This window comes from Rhodococcus sp. 06-156-4, from assembly GCF_002259345.1.
GTDB classification, from domain to species: domain Bacteria; phylum Actinomycetota; class Actinomycetes; order Mycobacteriales; family Mycobacteriaceae; genus Rhodococcoides; species Rhodococcoides fascians_E.
Map to the genome: position 1 here is coordinate 96,172 of NZ_NPGB01000026.1, position 20,565 is coordinate 116,736.

Below are 20,565 nucleotides of genomic sequence, written 5' to 3' on the forward strand. Positions count from 1 at the left end.
CCGACTCACTCTCGCAATTTCGTTGATTTCGACGCAGACAACGACACTGCATTCCCACCACAATCGTATTCCATGACGATTTTACAATCACCTCCGATCGACGGAGACGTACTGGCCGAGCTTCGCGACGCAATCGGTGACGGCGCAGTCGTGGTCGATCCTGACATCTTGTCGAGTTACCAGCACGACTCGGCAGCGCTGTGCGAATCCACGCCCCCCGCAGTAGCAGTACTTCCGACAACGGAAGCCGACGTGCAGGCAATCATGGCCGTCAGCTCACGACACCGTGTTCCCGTCGTCGTCCAGGGAGCACTGACCGGACTGTCCGGAGCCGCGAACGCCACCGAGCGGTGCATCGTGCTCAGCACTCGTCGCATGAACACGATAATCGAACTTGACGTCGAGAACCGTGTGGCCGTTGTGCAACCCGGAGTGACGAACAAGCAGCTCAAAGATGCTGCGGCACTCCAGGGACTGACGTATCTGCCCGACCCGTCGAGTTGGGAGTCGTCGACCATCGGCGGAAACATCGCCACAAACGCCGGAGGGTTGTGCTGCGTGAAGTACGGCGTCACGGCACGTTTCGTTCGCGGGCTGCGTGTGGTCCTCGCCGACGGTCGCGCCACATTCGTCGGCAGGCGGACGGTCAAGGGCGTGGCGGGACTGTCGTTGGCCGAGCTGTTCGTCGGGTCGGAAGGCACGCTGGGTGTCGTCACCGAAGCCACGGTCGGACTGGACTTCCCTGCTGCAGCACCCTTGACCGTTGCCGCCACTTTTCCCTCAACGGTCGCTGCCGCCGCTGCCGTATCGCGAACTCGGGCAGCAGGTATCACGCCGAGCTTGTTCGAATTGTTGGACCGCACCACGATCAGCGCCATTGATGCGTACGCCAAGATGGACTTCGGGCCCAGTGCCGGCGCAGTCCTGATCGCGCAATCGGATTCGGGACCGGCTGCGGTCGCCGAACTGGAAGCCATTGCAGCGATCTGCGCCGAAGCCGGGGCGTCCGACGTCGTGGTAGCCGAGGACAGCTCGGAATCCGACCAGCTCGTACAGGCTCGTCGACTCGCATATCCCGCCCTGGAACAGCTCGGGTCTCCCCTCGTCGACGATGTGTCCGTGCCGCTCTCACAGCTGGCGCGAATGATCGACGAAGTGGCAACCATTGCGGACCGTGTCGGCATCATCATCGGCGTGGTCGGACATGCCGGCGACGGAAACATCCATCCAACGGTCATCGTCGATCCCCACGACCCCGACTCAATGGTCGCAGCGCATCGAGCCTTCGACGACATCGCTGAATTCGCTTTGTCTGTCGGCGGGACCATCACCGGTGAGCACGGCGTCGGGTTGCTCAAACGCGACCTGCTCGAGAAAGAGCTGGACCCCGTTGCAATGGCACTACAGCGTGGCATCAAAGAACTGCTGGATCCGAATTATCTGTTGAACCCCGGAAAGCTACTGACGGCGCAGCCGAAGTGTCAGCCACGTCAGTAGCCGGGTGTCTGGGTCATCGAGGTCGAGTCCAAACAACTCTGTCGTTCGGCGCAGTCGATATCGGAAAGTATTGGAATGCAGATACATCGACGACGCGGCCAGCGACACATTCGATTCGTGTTCGAGAAGCGCGAGCACCGTTGCTGCGTAGCTCGTCCCCTCGGCGTCGTCGTGAGCCAGCATCGCGTCGACCCCCGATACAGGCAATGCGACACACTGCAGAGCGTTGCCGATGTCCGAGAGCATTATGTGCTTCTGCTTGCCTCTGTAGGTGGCGCTGCACGGCTGACCCGCAAGTACCTCGAGGACTCGGTGGGCCTGTTCGCGTGCTGTGCGGGCACGCACAGACGGATCACTGATACCAATGGACACTGTGACATCGAGCGAGGCAGACACCCGCTGACGTGCCGCCTCCACCTCATCTTCGAATCCCTCGGGAGTGGGTGCAGGGTGGATGGAGTACACAGTCCCATCGATCACTACTGTCCCCGATTCAGGGGTACGGGGCAGCAAGAGCTCGAGTCGGACCGCCAGCTGCTCCAGAACCGAAGGCGGTTGTTTGCCCGCAATTTCCGCCGCAACCACCACGCGCATCACATCAGAGACGGCTGCGTTCTCCTCGGTCAGCAGAGCCGCGAGTCGGTCATTGCCTACGCAAGCCGGCTCTCGACGAGCCAACAACAGGGGTAGGGCCGACTCGGCTGCGCGCGTCAACACCGCGGCGGCTTCGGACTCGATCGAGTCCGAAGCCGCCGGCGCGATCGACCAGATCGATCCGAGATGGTCTCCGCCTGTTCCGACTGCGATGGCCAGCCGAGGCAGTGCGCCCGCGGCATAGACCAGCCGAACGGTACGCTCGGCCCGGAAGGCCACTTCGCGATGATGAACAAGGAGTTCTTTCGGCACTCGTTTGCCCAGAATCCCTTCGCGGCGCACAGTGTCTATCGGCTGATCTTGCACCGACGAATAGGCGATGACGAATCCGTCCGGATCCATGATGGACACGGCGCCGCCGACTGCAGCAGCAACCGCGTCGGCAAGGCTCGAGAGTGTGTCCGCGGTCACCGTTCCATGATACAACTGCACGTGCCCACCTCGGACTTCATCGTGCCGCGATCGTCCTGCTGTCGCCTCGAAACTCCGCAACTACTCGTTCACCGCTGGTGACGGTGACGTCGTAGATCCCGTTCTTGCCGAAGCGTGCACGCTCGACGGCGTCGGCGACCAGAACGTCTCCGGCCTTCGTCGGCCGCAGATAGCGGATATCGCAACGCGCCGCCACTGCGGCATCGTCGTAACTGTTGCACGCCATCGCGAACGTCGTGTCGGCAAGGATGAACACGTATCCTCCGTGCGTGATGGCGTGACCGTTGACCATGTCCTCGGTGACGACCATCGACATCCTGGCGTGGCCGTCCCTCAGCTCGAGCAACTCGATTCCGAGTGTGCGGGATGCGACGTCGGCGGCGAACATCTCGTGAGCGATCCTGTTCTGTCCCATCACTACCGATCCACCGATGAGACCCGCACGTCCTCCTGCGTGAACATCGTCGCTCCACCGGTGGCGAAGTTGCGGACGTCCTTGCCTGCGGCCTTCATCTCGGCTGATCCCAGACCGACCTTCAGGGACGCCTCGTCCGCGAAGACCAGGTACGCGATCATGTAGTACGGCGGCTCGGATCCGTCCATGGAACTGGCTTTGCCGTAGGTGAATTCGATCAATCCCGGCACCGCGGCAGCAAGCGGGACATGCACCGAGGTGTAGTGCTCGTCGAATGCGGCCGGATCTTCTGGTGTGCCGTAACACACGACTACACGGGCAGTCACTTGTCTCCCTCCGGCTTCGCGACGAGTGTGAGCACGTCGTATGTCGCGACGGGGTCACCCTCCTGATTCACTACCACTGCATCCCAACGCACTTCACCGTAGTCCGCACTCTGACGAGGTGTTATCAGTTTCGCCGTGAGCGTCACGGTGAGCGAGTCCTCGGCTTTCACCGGTGTCAGGAACCGCAGGTTGTCGACGCCGAAGTTCGCGAGAACAGGGCCGGGCGCGGGGTCGACGAACAGTCCGGCCGCCAGCGAGACGACGAGGTACCCGTGCGCGACGATGCCACCGAACAGTGGATTGGCTGCTGCCGCTTCGGGATCGGTGTGGGCATAGAACGTGTCGCCGGTGAACTCGGCGAAATGGTCGATGTCCGCACGGGTGACCTGACGAGGACCTCCGACGATGGTGTCGCCGAGCTGCAGCTCACCGAGGTCTTTACGGAAGGGATGAATGTCACCGGTGATCCGAGCCGAACCAGCCACCCACTTGTTGCCGACGGCTGTCAACACATCCGGTGTGCCCTGGATCGCTGTGCGCTGCATGTGATGCAGCACGCCTCGCATGCCGCCGAGTTCTTCACCGCCACCCGCTCGACCAGGTCCGCCGTGCACCAGAACCGGCAGGGGGGATCCGTGGCCGGTGGACTCTCGGGCGTCGCCCGTGTTGAGCACCAGGATGCGACCGTGGTACGGCGCTGATCCCAGCACGATCTCGCGGGCGAGTGCCGAATCCTTGGTGACGAGCGAGGCGACGAGGGAGCCCTTGCCGCGGGCAACGAGGTCAAGGAGATCCGCGGTGTCGTCGTATCCGATCACCGTGGACACGGGGCCGAATGCTTCGATTTCGTGCGGCTCGGGTGCAGACGAGTCGCCGGCCTTCAACAGGACCGGCGCCATGAATGCGCCCGGGCGCGGGTCGACGGCCTCGGGGGCACCGAAGACAACCGAGGCCGATTTGGTCAGGCCACGAATCGATTCGAGGACTTCGTCGCGCTGATCGATGCTGGCGAGCGCACCCATCGTGACGCCGTCGTCGCGGGGATCGCCGACGACGACCTTCCCCAGCTCGGCCGCCAGCGCGTCGATGACCGGGTCGACCTGCGCTTGTGGGACCAGGACGCGCCGAATGGCGGTGCATTTCTGTCCGGCCTTGACCGTCATCTCGGTGAAGACACCCTTGACGAACAGGTCGAATTCCGGATCCTGCTGCGTCACATCGGTGCCGAGAATCGACGCATTGAGCGAATCGGCTTCGGCGGTGAAGTGCACACCCTCGCCGACAACGTTCGGGTGCGCACGCAGCTGCGTCGCTGTGTCGGCAGAACCGGTGAACGCGACGGAATCCTGCCCGCCCAGGTGATCGATGATTCCCCTGGCGCTGCCGGCCAGCAGTTGTACGGATCCCTCGGGGAGAATTCCGCTCTCGATGATGCGCCGGAAGACGAGTTCTGTCAGATAGGCGGTCTGGCTCGCCGGCTTCACGATGGACGGCACGCCCGCGATGAACGCAGGCGCCAATTTCTCGAGGAACCCCCACACCGGGAAGTTGAACGCGTTGATCTGCACCGCTACGCCGCGACGGGACGTGTAGATGTGCTGGCCGAGGAACGTGCCCTTCTTGCCGAGTTGCTCGACGGCGCCGTCGAGATAGACGGTGTCGTTGGGGAGTTCACGCCGAGCCTTGCTCGCGTAACTCAGCACGGTCCCGAATCCCCCGTCGATGTCGACGCCGGAATCGCGCTCGGTGGCGCCCGTGAGGGTCGACACCTCGTAGAACTCGCCCTTCCCTGCCATCAACGTCAGACCGACCTGTTTGAGCAGACCGGCGCGATCGTGGAACGTCAGCGCGGCGAGCGCCGGGCCACCTACCGTGCGGGCGTAGTCCACCATGCCCGCGACATCGAGGCCGGTGGACGAAATCCGAGCGACCTCGGTTCCATCGATCGCACTGAGCAACGGAGTGCCCTCGTCACTCGCGGCGAACCAGCGACCTTGTGCGTAGCTTTCCAACAATCTGCTCACAGCATCTCTCCGTCTCACCGTACGTTCGGTCGGTAATTACCATCGCGCTCCGGCGCGGAGATGTCAAGGAACGTCTCACGCGGGGCGGTGACGCAAACCGTCGAAGGTCAAGGCGACGACGGCGTCGGCCAGGGCGTCGGCGGACCCGCCGGTCCGGGGCTTGTACCATTCGATCAGCGAGTTGACCGTGCCGAAGAGCAAGCGCGAGACCAGAGCGGGATCGATGTCGCCGCGCAGGTCCCCCTCCTCCGCGGCCGCGACCACGAGGCCACTGACGAAGGCGTCGAACTCGCGGCGCCTGGCCAGGGCACGACGCTCCACCTCGGTGTTCCCACGCACCCGCAGCAACAGCGTGACGTAGGGCAACTCGGCGACAAGGATCTCGACGCTACGCCGGACCAGGTACTCGAGCCGATCGATGTATCGACCGGTAGTGGCCCGCTCCTCCGTGGTGACAGCGAACAACGCATTGAGCGCTCGCGACAGGGCCAGCTCGAGAAGCTCGGACTTGCCGGACACGTGGTGGTAGATGGACGACTTGGTGATACCGAGCCGTCCGGCCAAGACCTCCATCGACGTGCCGTCGTACCCCTTGTCGTTGAAAACCTTGACTGCGACGGCAAGCAACGAGTCGAGGTCGTAACCCGGGCGTCCCGGCAGACCGGTCCGGCGCGGAGTCCGTGCAGTTGTCATGTCGAACATCCTCCCAGGCGCTGCCCCATTCCACAGCACCGACGCCGCCCACCCTTGCGCGACGACCGAATGTTCGGTTATTAATTGAAAGGAACTGAAGAAGGAGCGAACAGTGGGCGAAGTATTTCTGGTAGCGGGCGCGCGCACACCGCACGGTCGATACGGCGGCGCGCTCGCGACGGTCCGTCCGGACGACCTCGCCGGGTGCGTCGTCGCCGAAACAGTGCGCCGAGCGGGCGTCCCCGCGGACAGGATCGACGAGGTCATCCTCGGCGCAGCCAACCAGGCCGGCGAGGACAACCGCGACGTCGCACGCATGGCGGTACTTCTCGCGGGCCTGCCGAACACCGTGCCCGGCTACACCGTCAACCGGTTGTGCGCGAGCGGGCTCACCGCGGTCGCGAGTGCCGCGTCCACCATCCGCAGCGGAGAAGCAGACGTCATCGTCGCGGGCGGTGTCGAATCGATGACTCGTGCCCCATGGGTGATGGCCAAGCCCGGCACGCCGTGGGCCAAGCCCGGCCAGATCTTCGACACGGCCCTCGGCTGGCGTTTCACGAATCCTCGCTTCGACGACAAGACGACGTTGTCCATGGGCGAGACCGCAGAGGAGGTGGCCCGCCAGGAGGGCATCACCCGCGAGGAGTCCGACGCCTTCGCCCTCCGCAGCCAAGAGCGCGCGGTCGCCGCGCAGGATGCAGGACGATTCGTCGACGAGATCGTGTCGGTATCCACGAAGACCGGAGACGTCAGCGAGGACGAAACACCGAGGCGTGGAACAACTCTGGACAAGCTCGGCACACTGAAGACGGTGTTTCGGCAGGACGGCATCGTCACCGCCGGAACCTCGTCGCCGTTCACCGACGGCGCCACAGCGCTGGTCGTCGCATCCGAAGAGGCAGTGAACAAGTACGGCCTCGACGTGCGGGGCCGCATCGTCACCAGCGCGAGCGCAGGCGTCGAACCCCACGTCATGGGCCTCGGACCCGTGCCCTCGACCCACAAAGCACTCGCACGTGCGGGGTGGGCGATCGACGACCTCGGCGCCGTCGAACTCAACGAGGCCTTCGCCGCGCAATCTCTCGGCGTCATCCGACAGTTGAAGCTCGACGAGACGATCGTCAACGCCGACGGCGGTGCCATCGCACTGGGACATCCACTCGGGGCATCGGGAGCGCGCATCCTGTTGACTCTCCTGGGCCGAATGGAACGCGAGAAGGCGTCGCGGGGACTGGCGACGCTGTGTGTCGGCGTCGGGCAGGGTGTGTCGATGTTGATCGAGGCGCCGTGAACACCATCGTCGTCGACGAACGTGCGGATCGCGTCGTCGTCACGCTGGCACGAGAGAAGCAGCGCAACGCGATCGACTCCGACATGATCGCGGAGCTGCACGACGTGTGCGCGCTGATCGAGCGGGATCCTCGTGTACTGATCCTGACCGGGCGCGGTGAGCACTTCGCCGGCGGTGCTGACATCAACCAGCTCCGTCGACGCACGCGCGACGACGCTCTGCGTGGCATCAACCGAAACCTGTTCGACCGCATCGCTTCTCTTCCGCTGCCGACGATCGCCGCCATCCGCGGTTACGCCTTGGGCGGCGGCGCCGAACTGTCGTATGCCTGCGACATCAGAATCGCTTCCGCTACGGCTGTTTTCGGTAATCCCGAGCCGGGCCTCGGAATCATGGCGGCCGCGGGAGCGAGCTACCGGCTGCCGACGTTGGTGGGGGTGTCCGTCGCCAAACAGGTCCTCCTGGGAGGCCGCTTGCTCGACGCCGACGCAGCGTCGAAATCGGGGTTGGTGATGGAGATCGTGGACGATCCGCTGGCTTCGGCACACACGCTCGCCGATCGCATCGTCAAGCAAGCGCCATTGGCCCTGAAACTGACCAAGACGATCCTCGATGCACCCGGTTCGCACCCGTGGGCCGACGACATCGCTCAAGCCGTTCTGTTCGAGACCGAGGACAAACAACGCCGCATGACGGCATTCTTGGAGAAGAAATGACAGTTCCCGTAAGCGTCGGTGTCGTCGGTGGTGGCAGGATGGGCGCGGGAATCGCCCAGGTCTTCGCCGCTCTCGGCGCCCCCGTGACCATAGCCGAAGCGGCAGACCAGGCAGCGGCGCTCGGCCGCGTCGAGACCGGGTTGGCCCGGGCTCACGAGCGCGGAAAGCTGGACGAGGATCCCGCCGCGATCCTTGCGCGTGTCACCACCGTCGCGGGCCCGACCGATCTGCCCACCGATCTCGAACTCGTCGTCGAGGCCGTACCGGAAATCCCGTCGCTCAAGGTCGAGGTGCTTGCGCTGATCGACAAGACCGTGTCGGCAAGCACGGTGATCGCGTCGAATACCAGCTCGATTTCGATCGCCGAGCTCGGTGCGGCGGTGAACGATCCTTCGCGCTTCATCGGTATGCACTTCTTCAATCCGGTTCCGGCGTCGACGTTGGTGGAGATCGTCCGAGCGCCGGCCACGTCGGCGGCCGTCGTGGAGCACGTCCGCGAATGGGTCTCGTTGCTCGGCAAGACCGAGGTGCTCGTCAACGACTCCCCCGGGTTCGCGACGTCCCGGCTCGGAGTGTGCCTGGGGCTCGAAGCAATCCGCATGCTCGAGGAAGGCGTCGCCGATGCCGAGTCCATCGACCGAGCAATGGAACTCGGATACAAGCACCCGATGGGGCCGCTACGTTCGACGGACCTCGTCGGCCTCGACGTGCGGCTGGCGATCGCCGAACACCTCGCGTCGACTCTGGGCGACCGTTTCACTCCACCTCGGTTGCTGCGGGACAAGGTGGCGCGTGGTGAGCTCGGACGTAAGTCAGGTAAGGGATTCCACGACTGGGAGAAGAAATGACCGTACGACTGGACAAATCCGACGGGTTGGCGACCATCACCCTGGAGCGGTCCTCGCTGAACGTCGAGACCAAGGTGGCGTTCCAAGAGGCTGTCGACGGGGTGTCAGGCGCTCGCGCCGTGCTCGTCACCGCCGAGGGAAAGAACTTCTGCGTCGGCCAGGACTTGGCTGAGCACGTCGAAGCCCTGCAGTCAAATCCCAAGACCGCGATGGACACCGTCGGAATTCACTACAACCCTCTGATCAGGTCGCTGAAGAATCTCGACGTTCCCGTCGTCGTCGCCATCCCCGGAGCCTGCGTCGGAGCCGGCCTCGGCATCGCGTTGGCCGGGGACGTTCGAGTTGCCGGCACGGGATCGTCGTTCGCGACCGCCTTCACGGGAATCGGGTTGGCCAGCGATTCCGGGCTCAGCTATTCCTTGGTGGAGTCGCTCGGCAGCTCACGGGCCGGCGCGTTGATGTTGCTCGGTGACAAGATCACCGCCGAGCAGGCTCTCGACTGGGGCCTGGTGCACCGCGTGGTTCCCGACGAGGAGGTGCGGGACGCGGCCGCGCAGATCGCCAGGAAACTCGCGACAGGCCCCACCGAGGCATATCGGCACGTGAAATCTCTCGTGCGCGCCTCTGCTTCCGGCCTGTTCGACGCACTGGATCGCGAGGCTCGGGCGCAGACCGCCCTCGGCCAGACCGTCGACCACAAGGCCGCTGTGGACGCGTTCCTCGCCAAGGCGAAGCCGGTGTTTCAGGGTCACTAGCGGCTCCGCTTCCCCTTGTAATCCACGCCACTTCGTTGCATACTAGTTTTCGACCGATCATTCGGTAATGAAAGTAGGACTTATGACCACGTCAGAGACCCTGCAAGCCGATGCGCTTCAGGACGGTTTCGACGAGACCATCGCCCGCGAGCAGCGCGTCGAACCCCGCGATTGGATGCCCGACGGCTACCGTAAGTCGCTCATCCGCCAGATCGCCCAGCACGCGCACTCCGAGATCATCGGGATGCAGCCGGAGGGCAACTGGCTCACCCGCGCGCCGTCGCTGCGCCGCAAGGCCATCTTGATGGCCAAGGTGCAGGACGAGGCAGGCCACGGCCTGTACCTGTACTCGGCCGCGGAGACGCTCGGGGCCGATCGCGCAGACCTCACGGTCAAGCTCATCGAGGGCAAGCAGAAGTACTCGTCGATCTTCAATTACCCCACCCTGACGTACGCGGACGTCGGCACCATCGGGTGGCTCGTCGACGGCGCCGCCATCTGCAACCAGGTTCCTCTGTGCCGCAGCAGCTTCGGGCCGTATGCGCGCGCGATGATCCGCGTCTGCAAAGAAGAGTCGTTCCACCAGCGCCAGGGATACGAACTGCTTGCGACGATGATGCGCGGCACCGACGAGCAGCGCGCCATGGTCCAGGAATCGGTGAACCGGTGGTGGTGGCCTGCTCTGATGATGTTCGGCCCGCCTGACGACGAGAGCCCCAACACCGAGCAGTCCATGAAGTGGGGAATCAAGCGCCACACCAATGACGAACTGCGCCAACGGTTCGTGGACATGTCCATCCCTCAGGCCGAAGCACTCGGCGTCACGTTCCCCGATCCCGACCTGAAGTGGAACGACGAGCGCAAGTCGCATGACTTCGGCGAGCCCGACTGGAGCGAGTTCATGCAGGTCATCAAGGGCAACGGCGCCTCCAACGTCGAGCGCATCGCGAACCGTCGCGCAGCTCACGAAGACGGTGCATGGGTTCGCGAGGCAGCGACGGCCTTCGCCGAAAGGAATGCATCATGACTGAATTCACTGCCGAGGGCGGCCACGGCGCGGTTCCGACCGAGAACGTTCCGGTAGAGCCCAAACCGGCTCAGGTCAAAGCTGATTGGCCCCTGTACGAAGTGTTTCTCCGTGGCAAGCGGGGGCTCAATCATGTGCACGTCGGATCCCTGCACGCCGCCGACGACCACATGGCACTGCGTCATGCACGGGACGTCTACACCCGCCGCAACGAAGGCGTCAGCATCTGGGTGGTGCCGTCCAACTCGATCGTCGCATCGTCTCCGTCGGAGAAGGATCCGTTCTTCGCTCCGAGCGGAGACAAGGTGTACCGGCACCCGACGTTCTACGAGATTCCCGACAACGTTCCCCACATGTGAGGCCTGCAATGACAGATCATGACAACGCCTACGAGGGCCTCGTCGACGAGGATTCACACGGGCAGTGGGCATTCGGTACCAGTTTCGACGACCCGCTCGCCGGCGTCGACACCACGGTTCCGGACGACGTCGACCTCGAAGCTCTGGCCGCGTACTGCCTCATGCTCGGGGACGATGCGCTGATCAGCTCACAGCGCCTGGCTCAGTGGAGCACACGCGCACCGGAACTCGAAGAAGAAGTGGCGCTGGCCAACGTCGGACTGGACTTGCTCGGGCAGGCACGTCTCCTGCTCGCTCGCGCCGCCAAGGCCGATCCGGCCGTGATCCCGTTCGTCTCCGAGAGCTCGCCCGCGCCCGCGGAGGACGCTCTGGCGTTCTTCCGTGACGAAGCGGACTTCCGTAACGTCCGGCTCACCGAGCTCGACAACGGCGACTTCGCGAAGTCCCTCGTTCGTCTGCTGGTGTTCTCGACATGGCGCCTCGCTGTGTTCTCGCGTCTGAAGGACTCACGGGATCCGGTCCTCGCGGCCGTCGCCGACAAGGGTGTCAAAGAGCTCACCTACCACCGCGACTACGCAGCACGCTGGGTTGTGACCCTCGGGTGCGGGACCGACGAATCCAAGCGTCGAGTCCGTGAGGCCATCACCCGCATCTGGCCGTATGTCTCCGAGCTGTTCGTCCCCACCGACGAGGAGATCGCCCTGGCGACGGTCGGCGTCGCAGTGGATCCGCGTGATGTGCGCGAGGAATTCGACTCCGTGATCGCGCAGGTCCTGCACGCGGCAGAGTTGCAAGCGCCGGAGGGCAAGTCAGTCGGCACCATCGGCGGCCGCGGCGGCCGACGCGGAATCCACACCGAGGCATTCGGCCCGTTGATCGCGGAGATGCAGGTCGTCGCCCGTGCACATCCGGAGGGAGTCTGGTGACGACAATGGAACTTTCTGCTCGCGACATCGCGGCGACCGTCCTGGACCCCGAGATGCCGCTGCTCACCCTCGACGATCTGGGCGTACTGCGCGACGTCGAGGTCCGCGAGAACGGCAGCGTGCTCGTCACCATCACCCCCACCTACTCGGGCTGCCCGGCGATGGCCACGATGCGCGACGACATCGCCCACAAGCTCGAAGACCACGGTTACACCGACGTCGAGATCGTCACCAGCCTGACTCCGCCGTGGAGCACGGACTGGATCTCCGAGGACGGCCTCCGGAAGCTCCGGGAAACCGGCTATTCGACGCCGGGGCCCGCTCCCGCGCGGACGTCGGGTCCGGTGCCCCTCACCCTCACCGTCAAGCCACGCCAGCTCGTGTGTCCTCGGTGTGGGTCGATGAACACCCGACTGACCTCCGAGTTCGGCGCAACCCTGTGCAAAGCCCAGTACCGATGCGACGACTGCCTCGAACCCTTCGACCACGTGAAGGAGATCTGATGACTGTGACCGCCGAGCCCGTCGTCACCCCCAATCGCAACAGGCCCTTCCACACGCTGACCGTTGCCGACGTCGAATCACTGTGCGACGACGCCGTTGCCGTGACGTTCGACGTACCAGAAGACCTGCGCGACGAATTCGATTTCCGCCCAGGCCAGTCCCTGATGCTCTCGCGCACGGTGGACGGTGTCGAACATCGGCGGTCCTACTCCATCTGCGCTCCGGCGGGTGCACGCCCCCGCGTCGGCGTTCGTGAGGTGACCGACGGACTGTTCTCGTCGTGGCTCGTGCGAGAGGTCAAGGCCGGCGACCGCATCGAGGTCCAGGGACCGACCGGAAACTTCCATGCCGACCCTGCCGCAGGCGGCAGGCACGTACTCATCGCGGCAGGCTCCGGGATCACCCCCATGCTGTCGATTGCCGCATCCGTTCTGGCCAACCCGAACGCCGAAGTGGTTCTGCTGTACGGCAACCGGCGAACCAGATCGGTGATGTTCGCCGAGGAAATCGCCGATCTGAAAGACCAGTACGGCAGTCGGTTCGACGTCATCCATGTCCTGTCCAGGGAGCCTCGCGAGGTCGAACTGTTCAGCGGCAGGCTCGACGCCGACAGGCTTCGCGCCATCCTCGACTCGGTCGTCGCGACACCCGAGATAGATCATTTCTGGCTGTGCGGTCCGTTCGGGATGGTGACCGATGCGCAAGCCGTTCTCGGTGAACTCGGCGTCGCCAAATCCAACGTGCACGCCGAACTCTTCTACGTCGACGACGTTCCCCCACCGCAGGAGAAGCATCGCGAGCCCGGCGTGACCGGACCCAGCAGCGAGGTCACCATCACCCTCGACGGCCGAAGCGTCACGGGCACTCTCCCGCAGGACGAGTCGATCCTCGATTCCGCGGAACTGCTGCGATCGGACCTGCCATTCGCCTGCAAGGGCGGTGTCTGCGGCACGTGCCGCGCCAAGGTGACCTGCGGTGACGTCGACATGCGCCGCAACTACGCCCTGGAGGAGAACGAGGTCGCCGCCGGCTTCGTGCTCACCTGCCAGACATTCCCCCTCAGCGACACCGTGACCGTCGACTTCGACGCCTGACCCCTCCGGAGACCGCCATGACCAGCGTCTTGTCCGCCCCGACCGATACCCCCGACATCGAGTTCGCATCACGTGATCGCATTTCGACGCTCCAGCTCGAACGGCTTCGATGGTCGCTTCAGCACGCGTACGACAACGTGCCGCACTACAAGAAGGCATTCGACGACGCCGGAGTTCACCCGACGGATCTGAAGGCCCTATCCGACCTCGCCAAATTCCCGTTCACCGCGAAGAAGGATCTGCGCGAAAACTACCCGTTCGGCATGTTCGCGGTTCCCCAGGACAAGGTCTCGCGGATCCACGCGTCCTCGGGAACGACCGGCAAAGCCACGGTGGTCGGCTACACCGCGAACGACATCAGCAACTGGGCCGACCTCATCGCTCGAAGCCTACGCGCGGGAGGCGTCAAGCCGTCGGACAAAGTTCACGTTGCCTACGGTTACGGCCTGTTCACCGGCGGTCTCGGCGCCCATTACGGCGCAGAGCGTTTGGGCTGCACAGTCATTCCGATGTCGGGCGGAATGACCGATCGTCAGATCCAGCTCATCGAGGACTTCGAGCCCGACGCGATCATGGTCACGCCGTCGTACATGCTCACGATCGTCGACGCGATGATCAAGAAGGGCATCGACCCGGCCAAGACATCCTTGAAGACCGGAGTCTTCGGTGCCGAGCCGTGGACCGAGGAGATGCGCAAGGAGATCGAGAAGACCCTCGACATGGACGCCGTCGACATCTACGGCCTGTCCGAGGTCATGGGACCGGGTGTTGCGATGGAATGCGTCGAAACCAAGGACGGACTACATATTTGGGAGGATCATTTTTACCCGGAAGTCATCGACCCGGTGACCGGCGAAGTCCTGCCCGACGGCGAGGAGGGTGAGTTGGTGTTCACGTCGCTGTCCAAGGAGGCGATGCCGATAATCCGCTACCGCACCCGCGACCTGACGCGGCTGCTGCCGGGCACCGCTCGCACGATGCGCCGGATGCAGAAGGTCACCGGCCGCACCGACGACATGATCATCCTGCGCGGAGTGAACCTGTTTCCGACACAGATCGAGGAGCTCATCCTGACGGTTCCGTCGCTGGCCCCGCAGTTCCAGTGTGTGCTGGAGCGTGCGGGTCGCATGGATTCGCTGACGGTGCTCGTCGAGGCTCGCCCCGGCGCTGGCCCCGATACAAACGGAGTTTCCGAAGCGGCCCTCAAGAAGCTGGTCAAGGACCGCATCGGGGTCAGCGTGAACGTCACAGTGGTTCCGCCGGCTTCACTCGAGCGTTCCATCGGCAAAGCCCGCCGGCTGATCGACAACCGGTCGACCGCATGATATGACTCCAGTGGCACAGGATTCGGCAATGGCGCGAGAACGTTTCGACGACGTTCGTGCCGCTCGACGCTGTGTCCACCGGCCGTCGTCGTTCGAAGGCATGCTGGTGAACAAGGGTCCGATGGCCACGGAGAAGGGCACCACACCTGCCGCAAACAAGGCACTCGCAGTGCCATTCTGTGACGTCTACCGTTCGATCGACGGGCGCATGACCTCGCCCCGCCGATTGGGAACACGCCAGCGTAATCGACGCACTGGGCTGTAACCAGCGTGGACGCAGTCGACGAGATGACATTGACATGCGGAGTTGTAGACGCGTAATTGCAGTGGTTGTATGTCCGCGTCGGCACCGCGTGCGGAACAACCTCGTGAGGCAGGACCTCCCGGGGCCCAGTTTCTGCTCCGTCAAGGATTTGACGGAGCGATAGCCAGAGCTACAACCTGAGCCCACCGGACGTACGCGCAGGGCGGGCAGATCTCATGAGACTCTGTGTACTTCAAAGCTTTTACCGCTCCCCTGCCTTCTTGATCGGTTTTCGACTTCCGCAACCGGACGTGCATCCCGTCGAGGCGATGCAGGGTGATATCCCCGCACGCCATCTGTGACAGCTCGCTCCGGCGGTATGCACCGGCAAACCCGAGTAGCAGAATGCCGAGTCGCGGCGCTCCAGGACCTCGTCGCCCCAGCCCCCGCACTGAGCCCGGCCCGTTCCGACTAGGAGTCTGATGTCGTCGACCAGCAACGGTTCTCGTGGGGTGCGGGGTCGATCCCCTGCGGCGGCATACTTGCGGCGGATCCCCGACAGCGTCGCAGTCACCAGTTCGTGTGCAGCCGGAGACAGATAACCATTGGTCCGGTGCTGGTGGTTGATCGCCGCGATCCAGGTCCCGAACGTAGCGACGGCGTAGGCCCGCTCCCCTGTCTTGGTGCGGGTGTCGGTGGCGTCCACGAGGTAGGCGGCAACGGTCACCGGGTGCGCGGGCAACGCGACATGCCCCTCCCGATCGCACACCTTCGAAGCGTCGCCACCCAGCGGCGTAGGTGCGCCGAGTTCCCTCGGACCGTGACGATTCCACCGCCTTCGCGATCCGTTTGGCCACAGCTGCCGGGATCTCGGCCAGGTCGACAGCCCATATCGGCGGCATAACGCAGGCCACCGACTGGTCTGCGAAGAAAAACAGTGTTGAACTGGGGTTTCGTGGTGGATGTTGCGGAAAATGCAATTTACACGGCCAACGTCTGAATTACCTCGGGTGAAATGCTTCCAGTTGTAGGCGGGGCGTTGTTCGACGACGCTCACTGAAGGTTCGCGGGTGTCGCGCGCCTACCAGAGCCCGTCGGAATCGTTTCAAGACCGACTTTGGCGGGTGTCACAACCGCTGAATCACATCAGCAAACGGACAATTCGAGAGACGGTGTTCTACTCGTGCGGGACCGACTCTCGCTCGAGACTGCGCGGGCCGGTTGGCCCCACGAGACGGTGGCTGAAATGGTCGCCGAAGGTCGATCTTCTCCGCACATGAATGTCGCCGCCTGCGCCTCACCACGTGTCTTCGAGCATGCGGGGCCTGCAGCACTGGTATCCCGCGACAAGCAGAACTGCGACGCAACCGGTGAGAACCAGGATCGGGACGCCCCAGCCCCCGGAGAGCGTGTGCAGGAAACCGAAAGACAGCGGACCCGTCGCCGAGACCACGTAGCCCAATCCCTGCGTGAACCCGGACAGGCCGGATGATCCCGCCGGAGTCCGTGTCCGAAGGTTGATGAGCGTCAACGACATCGGGAACGTCATGGTGCCGAGCCCGACGAGGCAGACCCACACCACCGTTCCACTGGTCGGGGTGAAATGCAGGCCGGCGAATCCCACCAGGTAGAAGACAGCGGCGGCGACGACGAGGCCGTACGGGTTGCGCAGCCGAGCGCACAGCGACGGTGCGGCCAGTGACGCGATCAGACCCATTCCACCGAACGCGGCCACCGACGCCCCTGCTGCGGCCTCCCCGATGCCTGCGTCGGTGAGCACGGTCGGCAGCCACGTGAGCATCGCGTAGGTGATGAACGACGTCATCGCGAACATGCCGACCATCCCCCAGGCCAGCGACGACCGCCAGATACGACCCTGCGGCTTCTCGTGCACAGCGGACGTGCCGCCCTCGCCGGTCGTGTCCGCGACGTCGTGGCCGCGACGCGACATCACCACACCCAGCCAGGGCAGAGCAGCGGCCAGGCCCACGAACGCCCAGATTCCGATGGACAGTCGCCACCCGTGCGCGTCGGCGACCGGCACCGCCAGCAGCGGCGGGACCATGGTGCTGACCTGCAGTGCGCAGATGTACATGGTGCTCACGATGGCGAGTCGGTCGGAGAAGTACCGCTTCACCAGAGGTGGGATGACGACGTTGCCGATTCCCATTCCGGCGAGAGCCACCGCGGACAGGACAATGAGCGACGCGGTGCCCGGAGCGAAAGCCCTCGTGGCCATGCCGACCGTCGTCAACGCCATCGCGAGAAGAGCGGCGCGTTCCATACCGGTTCGCTTGACCAGGACGGGCGTCAACAGTCCGAAGACGGCGAACATCGCCGGAGGAAGCATGCCGATGAGTCCCACGACGGACGACCCGAACTGCAGGTCGGTTCCGATACGGCCGAACAACGGGCTGATGGACGTCACTGCGGCGCGGAGCGTCAACGCGGAGACGATGATGGCGGCGAATACCAGGACGCGCCCGCGCAGAAGGTTCTGCGCCTCGGCGCCTGCCCCGGTCTCGGTCGTTGCGGTAGTACTCACGGCAGAAATCATAGGATGACCGGATCACCAGACGCAAAGAAGTTAAACTGTCCGCCGAACGACAAGCCGACAACATCGAACGACGACGGGGAGAGCACGGGTGCAGCAGGTTCAACGGTCCAGCCTGATCTCGCAGGTGACAGCGCAACTGCGGGCCGAGATCGTGTCCGAACGCTGGCCCGTCGGCACCCGAATCCCCACCGAAGCCGAGCTCTGTGAACTGACCGGCACCGGCCGCAACACCGTCCGCGAGGCAGTGCAGGCCCTCGTGCACGCAGGAATGGTCGAACGCCGTCAAGGGTCGGGCACATTCGTGCTGGCGACCTCGGACCTGGGCGGAACGCTCGGCAAGTACTTCGCCGACGCGCAGGATCGCGACGTCACCGAGCTGCGACGCACCCTCGAAGTGACCGCGGCGATGCTGGCGGCCGAACGCCGCGACGCTGCCGACGTCGCCGCGTTGACCGCGGCGCTCGCCGACAGGCACTCGGCGTGGGCGCACGACGGCACCGACACCGCGATCGCGGTCGATGCCAGATTCCACCGCGCCATCGTCGCGGCCAGTCACAATGCCATCTACCTCGAGTTCTACGACTCGCTGATGCCGATCATCGTCCAGACGATGCACCACCACGTCGCGGACCACGACAACGGATACGACGACGAGCACTCGGCACTGGTCGACGCCATCGTCCGCGGCGACGCCGAGGGCGCTCGCACGGCATCACTGAGGTTCTTCGACGAACTCGAGGCGCCGGAACACTGACTCCCGAGCCCTCGTCGCTCAGAGCAGCAGCCTCACCAGGTCCGCGGTGCGCGCGAGACCGGGGAATGCCTCCGGGGTCGAACGCGGGTGGAGCGCATGAACGGAAAATCGAAAGATCAACGCGCGCAACAACATCTGCGGCCACTCCGGGAGATCTTCCCAACGCCCGATCAACGCGTCGTCGGCTCCGCCCCACGAGATCGCGTCGACGACCGTCACCGCGGCTGCCCAGGAGGCCGGCCTCCAGTACGGCGCGATGTCGGTGATACCCGGCGCCTCGCTTCCGTCGAACAACACGGTCCCGAACAGGTCACCGTGCACCAACTGATCACCGACACCCACCGGCTTGCGGAGGCTCGCAAGCTGCTTGATCAATTCCAGGCTCTGCTTGCCGTCCACCGAGGTGACCTCCGGCGCCCCGGCAGCACGAGCCACACGCAGCGGCGTCGCCTCCCACGCTGCACGGTCCGCGGCGGTGAAGACGTCCGCATCGGACCACGGCGCGACGGGCGGCTGCACCAGAAAGCGCGGACGTTCCAAGCCTGCAGTCGCGGCATGCAGCCGCACCGACAGGGAGACGACCTCGTCGTGCCGCGGTTCCGGCGAGCCGACGATGAACGTGTCCGCGCGCCAACTACTCACGACGTAGCGGCCGTCCGTCGACCGCACCGGGCGCGCCAAACGCAGACCGTCCACGGCCAAGGTCTCGCGCACCTTCGCGGACCACGCGGCTCGCGCGTGGTCGGCGACCGGGGACAGCACGACGTCGCCGAGCCTCCATCCACCGTCCCAATCCGCACCGAGAGGCACGGGAGGCACGTCGCGCAGCCCGAACGTGGAGATCACGTGCTGAGGGGGTTCCACTGAGCTCACGTTCGTCACGCTACCGTGGGCCGCTTCCGACAGGGAGGAAGGCGCGCTAGTACACCGGAAGAGACGGATCGATCTGCCGAGCCCACGCGACGATGCCACCGTGCAGGTGAACAGCGTCGGCGAAACCGGCCTTCTTCAGCACTGCCAACACCTCCGCCGACCGAATTCCGGTTTTGCAGTGCAGAACGATTCGGCGATTCTGCGGAAGCTCCGCCATCGCTTCACCGGACAGGAATCGACCCTTCGGAACGAGCGTCGCGCCGTCGATCCTGACGATGTCCCACTCCACCGGCTCACGCACGTCGATCAGCGCGATCTCGTCGGGCCCCTTCAACAACGCCGCGAGTTCCGCGGGGGTGATCGACGACGATTCGGCGGCATCGGCTGCCTCGTCGGTGACCACACCGCAGAATTCGTCGTAGTCGATCAGCTCGGTGACCGGACGCCGATCCGGGTCCCGCTGGACGCGCAGGGTTCGGTAACTCATCGACAACGCGTCGTAGATCATGAGCCGCCCCAGCAAGGTCTCACCGATTCCGGTGATCAGTTTGATCGCCTCGGTGACCATGATGGAACCGACGGACGCGCACAACACACCGAGCACACCGCCTTCGGCGCACGACGGCACCAGTCCCGGCGGCGGCGCCTCCGGGTAGAGGTCGCGGTAGTTCAGCCCGAGACCACCGGGGGCGTCCTCCCAGAACACCGATACCTGGCCCTGGAACCGGTAGATCGACCCCCACACGTACGGCTTGCCCGCCAGGATCGCAGCGTCGTTGACCAGATACCGCGTCGCGAAATTGTCGGTGCCGTCCAGAATCAGGTCGTACTGCCGGAACAGGTCCACCGCGTTGCTGTTGTCCAGCCGAATCTGGTGCAGCCGCACGTCGACGCCGTCGTTGAGCTCGAGAATGGACTCACGCGCACTGACGGCCTTGGGCCGCCCCACATCGGACGCCCCGTGAATGACCTGACGCTGGAGGTTGGACAACTCGACGTCGTCGAATTCCACGATTCCCAGCGTGCCCACCCCGGCTGCGGCCAGGTACAGCAGAGCAGGCGAGCCGAGGCCCCCGGCGCCGATGACGAGCACACGCGCGGCGCGCAGACGTCGCTGACCGACAGTTCCGACATCGGGAATGATCAGGTGGCGGCTGTAGCGGGCGACCTCGTCGTAGGACAACGGGCCCGACGGTTCCACCAGGGGCGGCAACACGCTCATCGACTTGCTTTCTCCTCGCGGGCACCGCCG

At 64.6% G+C, this 20,565-nt stretch carries 20 protein-coding genes and 1 pseudogene; 12 read left to right on the forward strand and 9 right to left on the reverse strand.

What is annotated here, in order from left to right; translation table 11 throughout:
- Nucleotides 1-72: 72 nt before the first annotated feature.
- Nucleotides 73-1,497, forward strand: coding sequence for an FAD-binding oxidoreductase (locus CH290_RS17930; RefSeq protein ID WP_033190557.1), 1,425 nt, complete (start codon nt 73-75; stop codon nt 1,495-1,497).
- Here the strand turns inward: CH290_RS17930 and CH290_RS17935 are convergent.
- The 5 genes from CH290_RS17935 to CH290_RS17955 all read right to left on the reverse strand — a co-directional run bounded on the left by CH290_RS17935 (nt 1,459) and on the right by CH290_RS17955 (nt 6,041).
- Nucleotides 1,459-2,562, reverse strand: coding sequence for a PucR family transcriptional regulator (locus CH290_RS17935; RefSeq protein ID WP_141216118.1), 1,104 nt, complete (start codon nt 2,560-2,562; stop codon nt 1,459-1,461). The genes CH290_RS17930 and CH290_RS17935 overlap by 39 nt on opposite strands.
- A gap of 37 nt (nt 2,563-2,599) precedes the next feature.
- A complete protein-coding gene (paaI, locus tag CH290_RS17940) occupies nt 2,600-2,998 on the reverse strand; it encodes a hydroxyphenylacetyl-CoA thioesterase PaaI (protein ID WP_033190555.1) in 399 nt (132 codons plus the stop codon).
- 2 nt (nt 2,999-3,000) lie between these two features.
- On the reverse strand, nt 3,001-3,324 hold the full coding sequence (locus CH290_RS17945; RefSeq protein WP_033190554.1) for an EthD family reductase: 324 nt from the start codon (nt 3,322-3,324) through the stop codon (nt 3,001-3,003).
- On the reverse strand, nt 3,321-5,348 hold the full coding sequence (gene paaZ / locus CH290_RS17950; protein ID WP_033190553.1) for a phenylacetic acid degradation bifunctional protein PaaZ: 2,028 nt from the start codon (nt 5,346-5,348) through the stop codon (nt 3,321-3,323). The genes CH290_RS17945 and paaZ overlap by 4 nt, the downstream gene beginning before the upstream one ends.
- Nucleotides 5,349-5,423: 75 nt before the next feature.
- Complete coding sequence (locus tag CH290_RS17955; RefSeq protein ID WP_026347377.1) at nt 5,424-6,041, reverse strand: TetR/AcrR family transcriptional regulator; 618 nt, start codon at nt 6,039-6,041, stop codon at nt 5,424-5,426.
- A gap of 112 nt (nt 6,042-6,153) precedes the next feature.
- On the opposite strand from CH290_RS17955, the gene CH290_RS17960 reads away from it, so the two are divergent.
- The 10 genes from CH290_RS17960 (at nt 6,154) to paaK (ending at nt 14,885) form a co-directional block, all read left to right on the forward strand.
- Nucleotides 6,154-7,332, forward strand: a complete 1,179-nt coding sequence (locus CH290_RS17960; RefSeq protein WP_033190552.1) for a thiolase family protein — start codon at nt 6,154-6,156, stop codon at nt 7,330-7,332.
- Entirely contained in the window at nt 7,329-8,048 is a 720-nt protein-coding gene (locus CH290_RS17965; protein WP_033190551.1) for an enoyl-CoA hydratase/isomerase family protein, read from the forward strand. Before CH290_RS17960 ends, CH290_RS17965 begins: the two co-directional genes overlap by 4 nt.
- A complete protein-coding gene (locus CH290_RS17970) occupies nt 8,045-8,896 on the forward strand; it encodes a 3-hydroxyacyl-CoA dehydrogenase family protein (RefSeq protein WP_033190550.1) in 852 nt (283 codons plus the stop codon). The genes CH290_RS17965 and CH290_RS17970 overlap by 4 nt, the downstream gene beginning before the upstream one ends.
- Nucleotides 8,893-9,651 (forward strand): enoyl-CoA hydratase-related protein, encoded by a 759-nt coding sequence (locus CH290_RS17975; RefSeq protein WP_033190549.1) that lies wholly within the window; start codon nt 8,893-8,895, stop codon nt 9,649-9,651. The genes CH290_RS17970 and CH290_RS17975 overlap by 4 nt, the downstream gene beginning before the upstream one ends.
- 82 nt (nt 9,652-9,733) lie before the next feature.
- The gene (gene paaA, locus CH290_RS17980) at nt 9,734-10,678 is read left to right on the forward strand and encodes a 1,2-phenylacetyl-CoA epoxidase subunit PaaA (RefSeq protein WP_033190548.1); all 945 of its coding nucleotides are present in this window, start codon (nt 9,734-9,736) and stop codon (nt 10,676-10,678) included.
- Entirely contained in the window at nt 10,675-11,037 is a 363-nt protein-coding gene (gene paaB, locus CH290_RS17985) for a 1,2-phenylacetyl-CoA epoxidase subunit PaaB (protein ID WP_019662811.1), read from the forward strand. The genes paaA and paaB overlap by 4 nt, the downstream gene beginning before the upstream one ends.
- Nucleotides 11,038-11,045: 8 nt before the next feature.
- Nucleotides 11,046-11,963, forward strand: a complete 918-nt coding sequence (gene paaC, locus CH290_RS17990; protein WP_033190547.1) for a 1,2-phenylacetyl-CoA epoxidase subunit PaaC — start codon at nt 11,046-11,048, stop codon at nt 11,961-11,963.
- 5 nt (nt 11,964-11,968) lie between these two features.
- Entirely contained in the window at nt 11,969-12,466 is a 498-nt protein-coding gene (gene paaD / locus CH290_RS17995) for a 1,2-phenylacetyl-CoA epoxidase subunit PaaD (protein ID WP_033190546.1), read from the forward strand.
- Nucleotides 12,466-13,560: a 1,2-phenylacetyl-CoA epoxidase subunit PaaE gene (paaE, locus tag CH290_RS18000; RefSeq protein ID WP_019662808.1), complete on the forward strand. Its 1,095-nt coding sequence runs from the start codon at nt 12,466-12,468 to the stop codon at nt 13,558-13,560. Before paaD ends, paaE begins: the two co-directional genes overlap by 1 nt.
- 17 nt (nt 13,561-13,577) lie before the next feature.
- Nucleotides 13,578-14,885: a phenylacetate--CoA ligase PaaK gene (paaK, locus tag CH290_RS18005; protein WP_033190545.1), complete on the forward strand. Its 1,308-nt coding sequence runs from the start codon at nt 13,578-13,580 to the stop codon at nt 14,883-14,885.
- A 432-nt stretch (nt 14,886-15,317) separates the two neighbouring features.
- On the opposite strand, the pseudogene CH290_RS18015 reads toward paaK, so the two are convergent.
- Nucleotides 15,318-16,031: pseudogene (locus CH290_RS18015) on the reverse strand (integrase); the annotation flags it as partial.
- Nucleotides 16,032-16,426: 395 nt separating this feature from the next.
- Nucleotides 16,427-17,674: an MFS transporter gene (locus CH290_RS18020; protein ID WP_033190636.1), complete on the reverse strand. Its 1,248-nt coding sequence runs from the start codon at nt 17,672-17,674 to the stop codon at nt 16,427-16,429.
- Between the two features lie 100 nt (nt 17,675-17,774).
- Between CH290_RS18020 and CH290_RS18025 the strand changes: the two genes are divergently transcribed.
- Nucleotides 17,775-18,440: a FadR/GntR family transcriptional regulator gene (locus CH290_RS18025; protein WP_033190543.1), complete on the forward strand. Its 666-nt coding sequence runs from the start codon at nt 17,775-17,777 to the stop codon at nt 18,438-18,440.
- An 18-nt stretch (nt 18,441-18,458) separates the two neighbouring features.
- Here CH290_RS18025 and CH290_RS18030 read toward each other — a convergent pair whose 3' ends face one another.
- On the reverse strand, nt 18,459-19,313 hold the full coding sequence (locus tag CH290_RS18030) for a TIGR02569 family protein (RefSeq protein ID WP_026347942.1): 855 nt from the start codon (nt 19,311-19,313) through the stop codon (nt 18,459-18,461).
- A 46-nt stretch (nt 19,314-19,359) separates the two neighbouring features.
- Nucleotides 19,360-20,535, reverse strand: a complete 1,176-nt coding sequence (gene moeZ / locus CH290_RS18035; protein ID WP_033190542.1) for an adenylyltransferase/sulfurtransferase MoeZ — start codon at nt 20,533-20,535, stop codon at nt 19,360-19,362.
- Nucleotides 20,536-20,565: the final 30 nt, after the last annotated feature.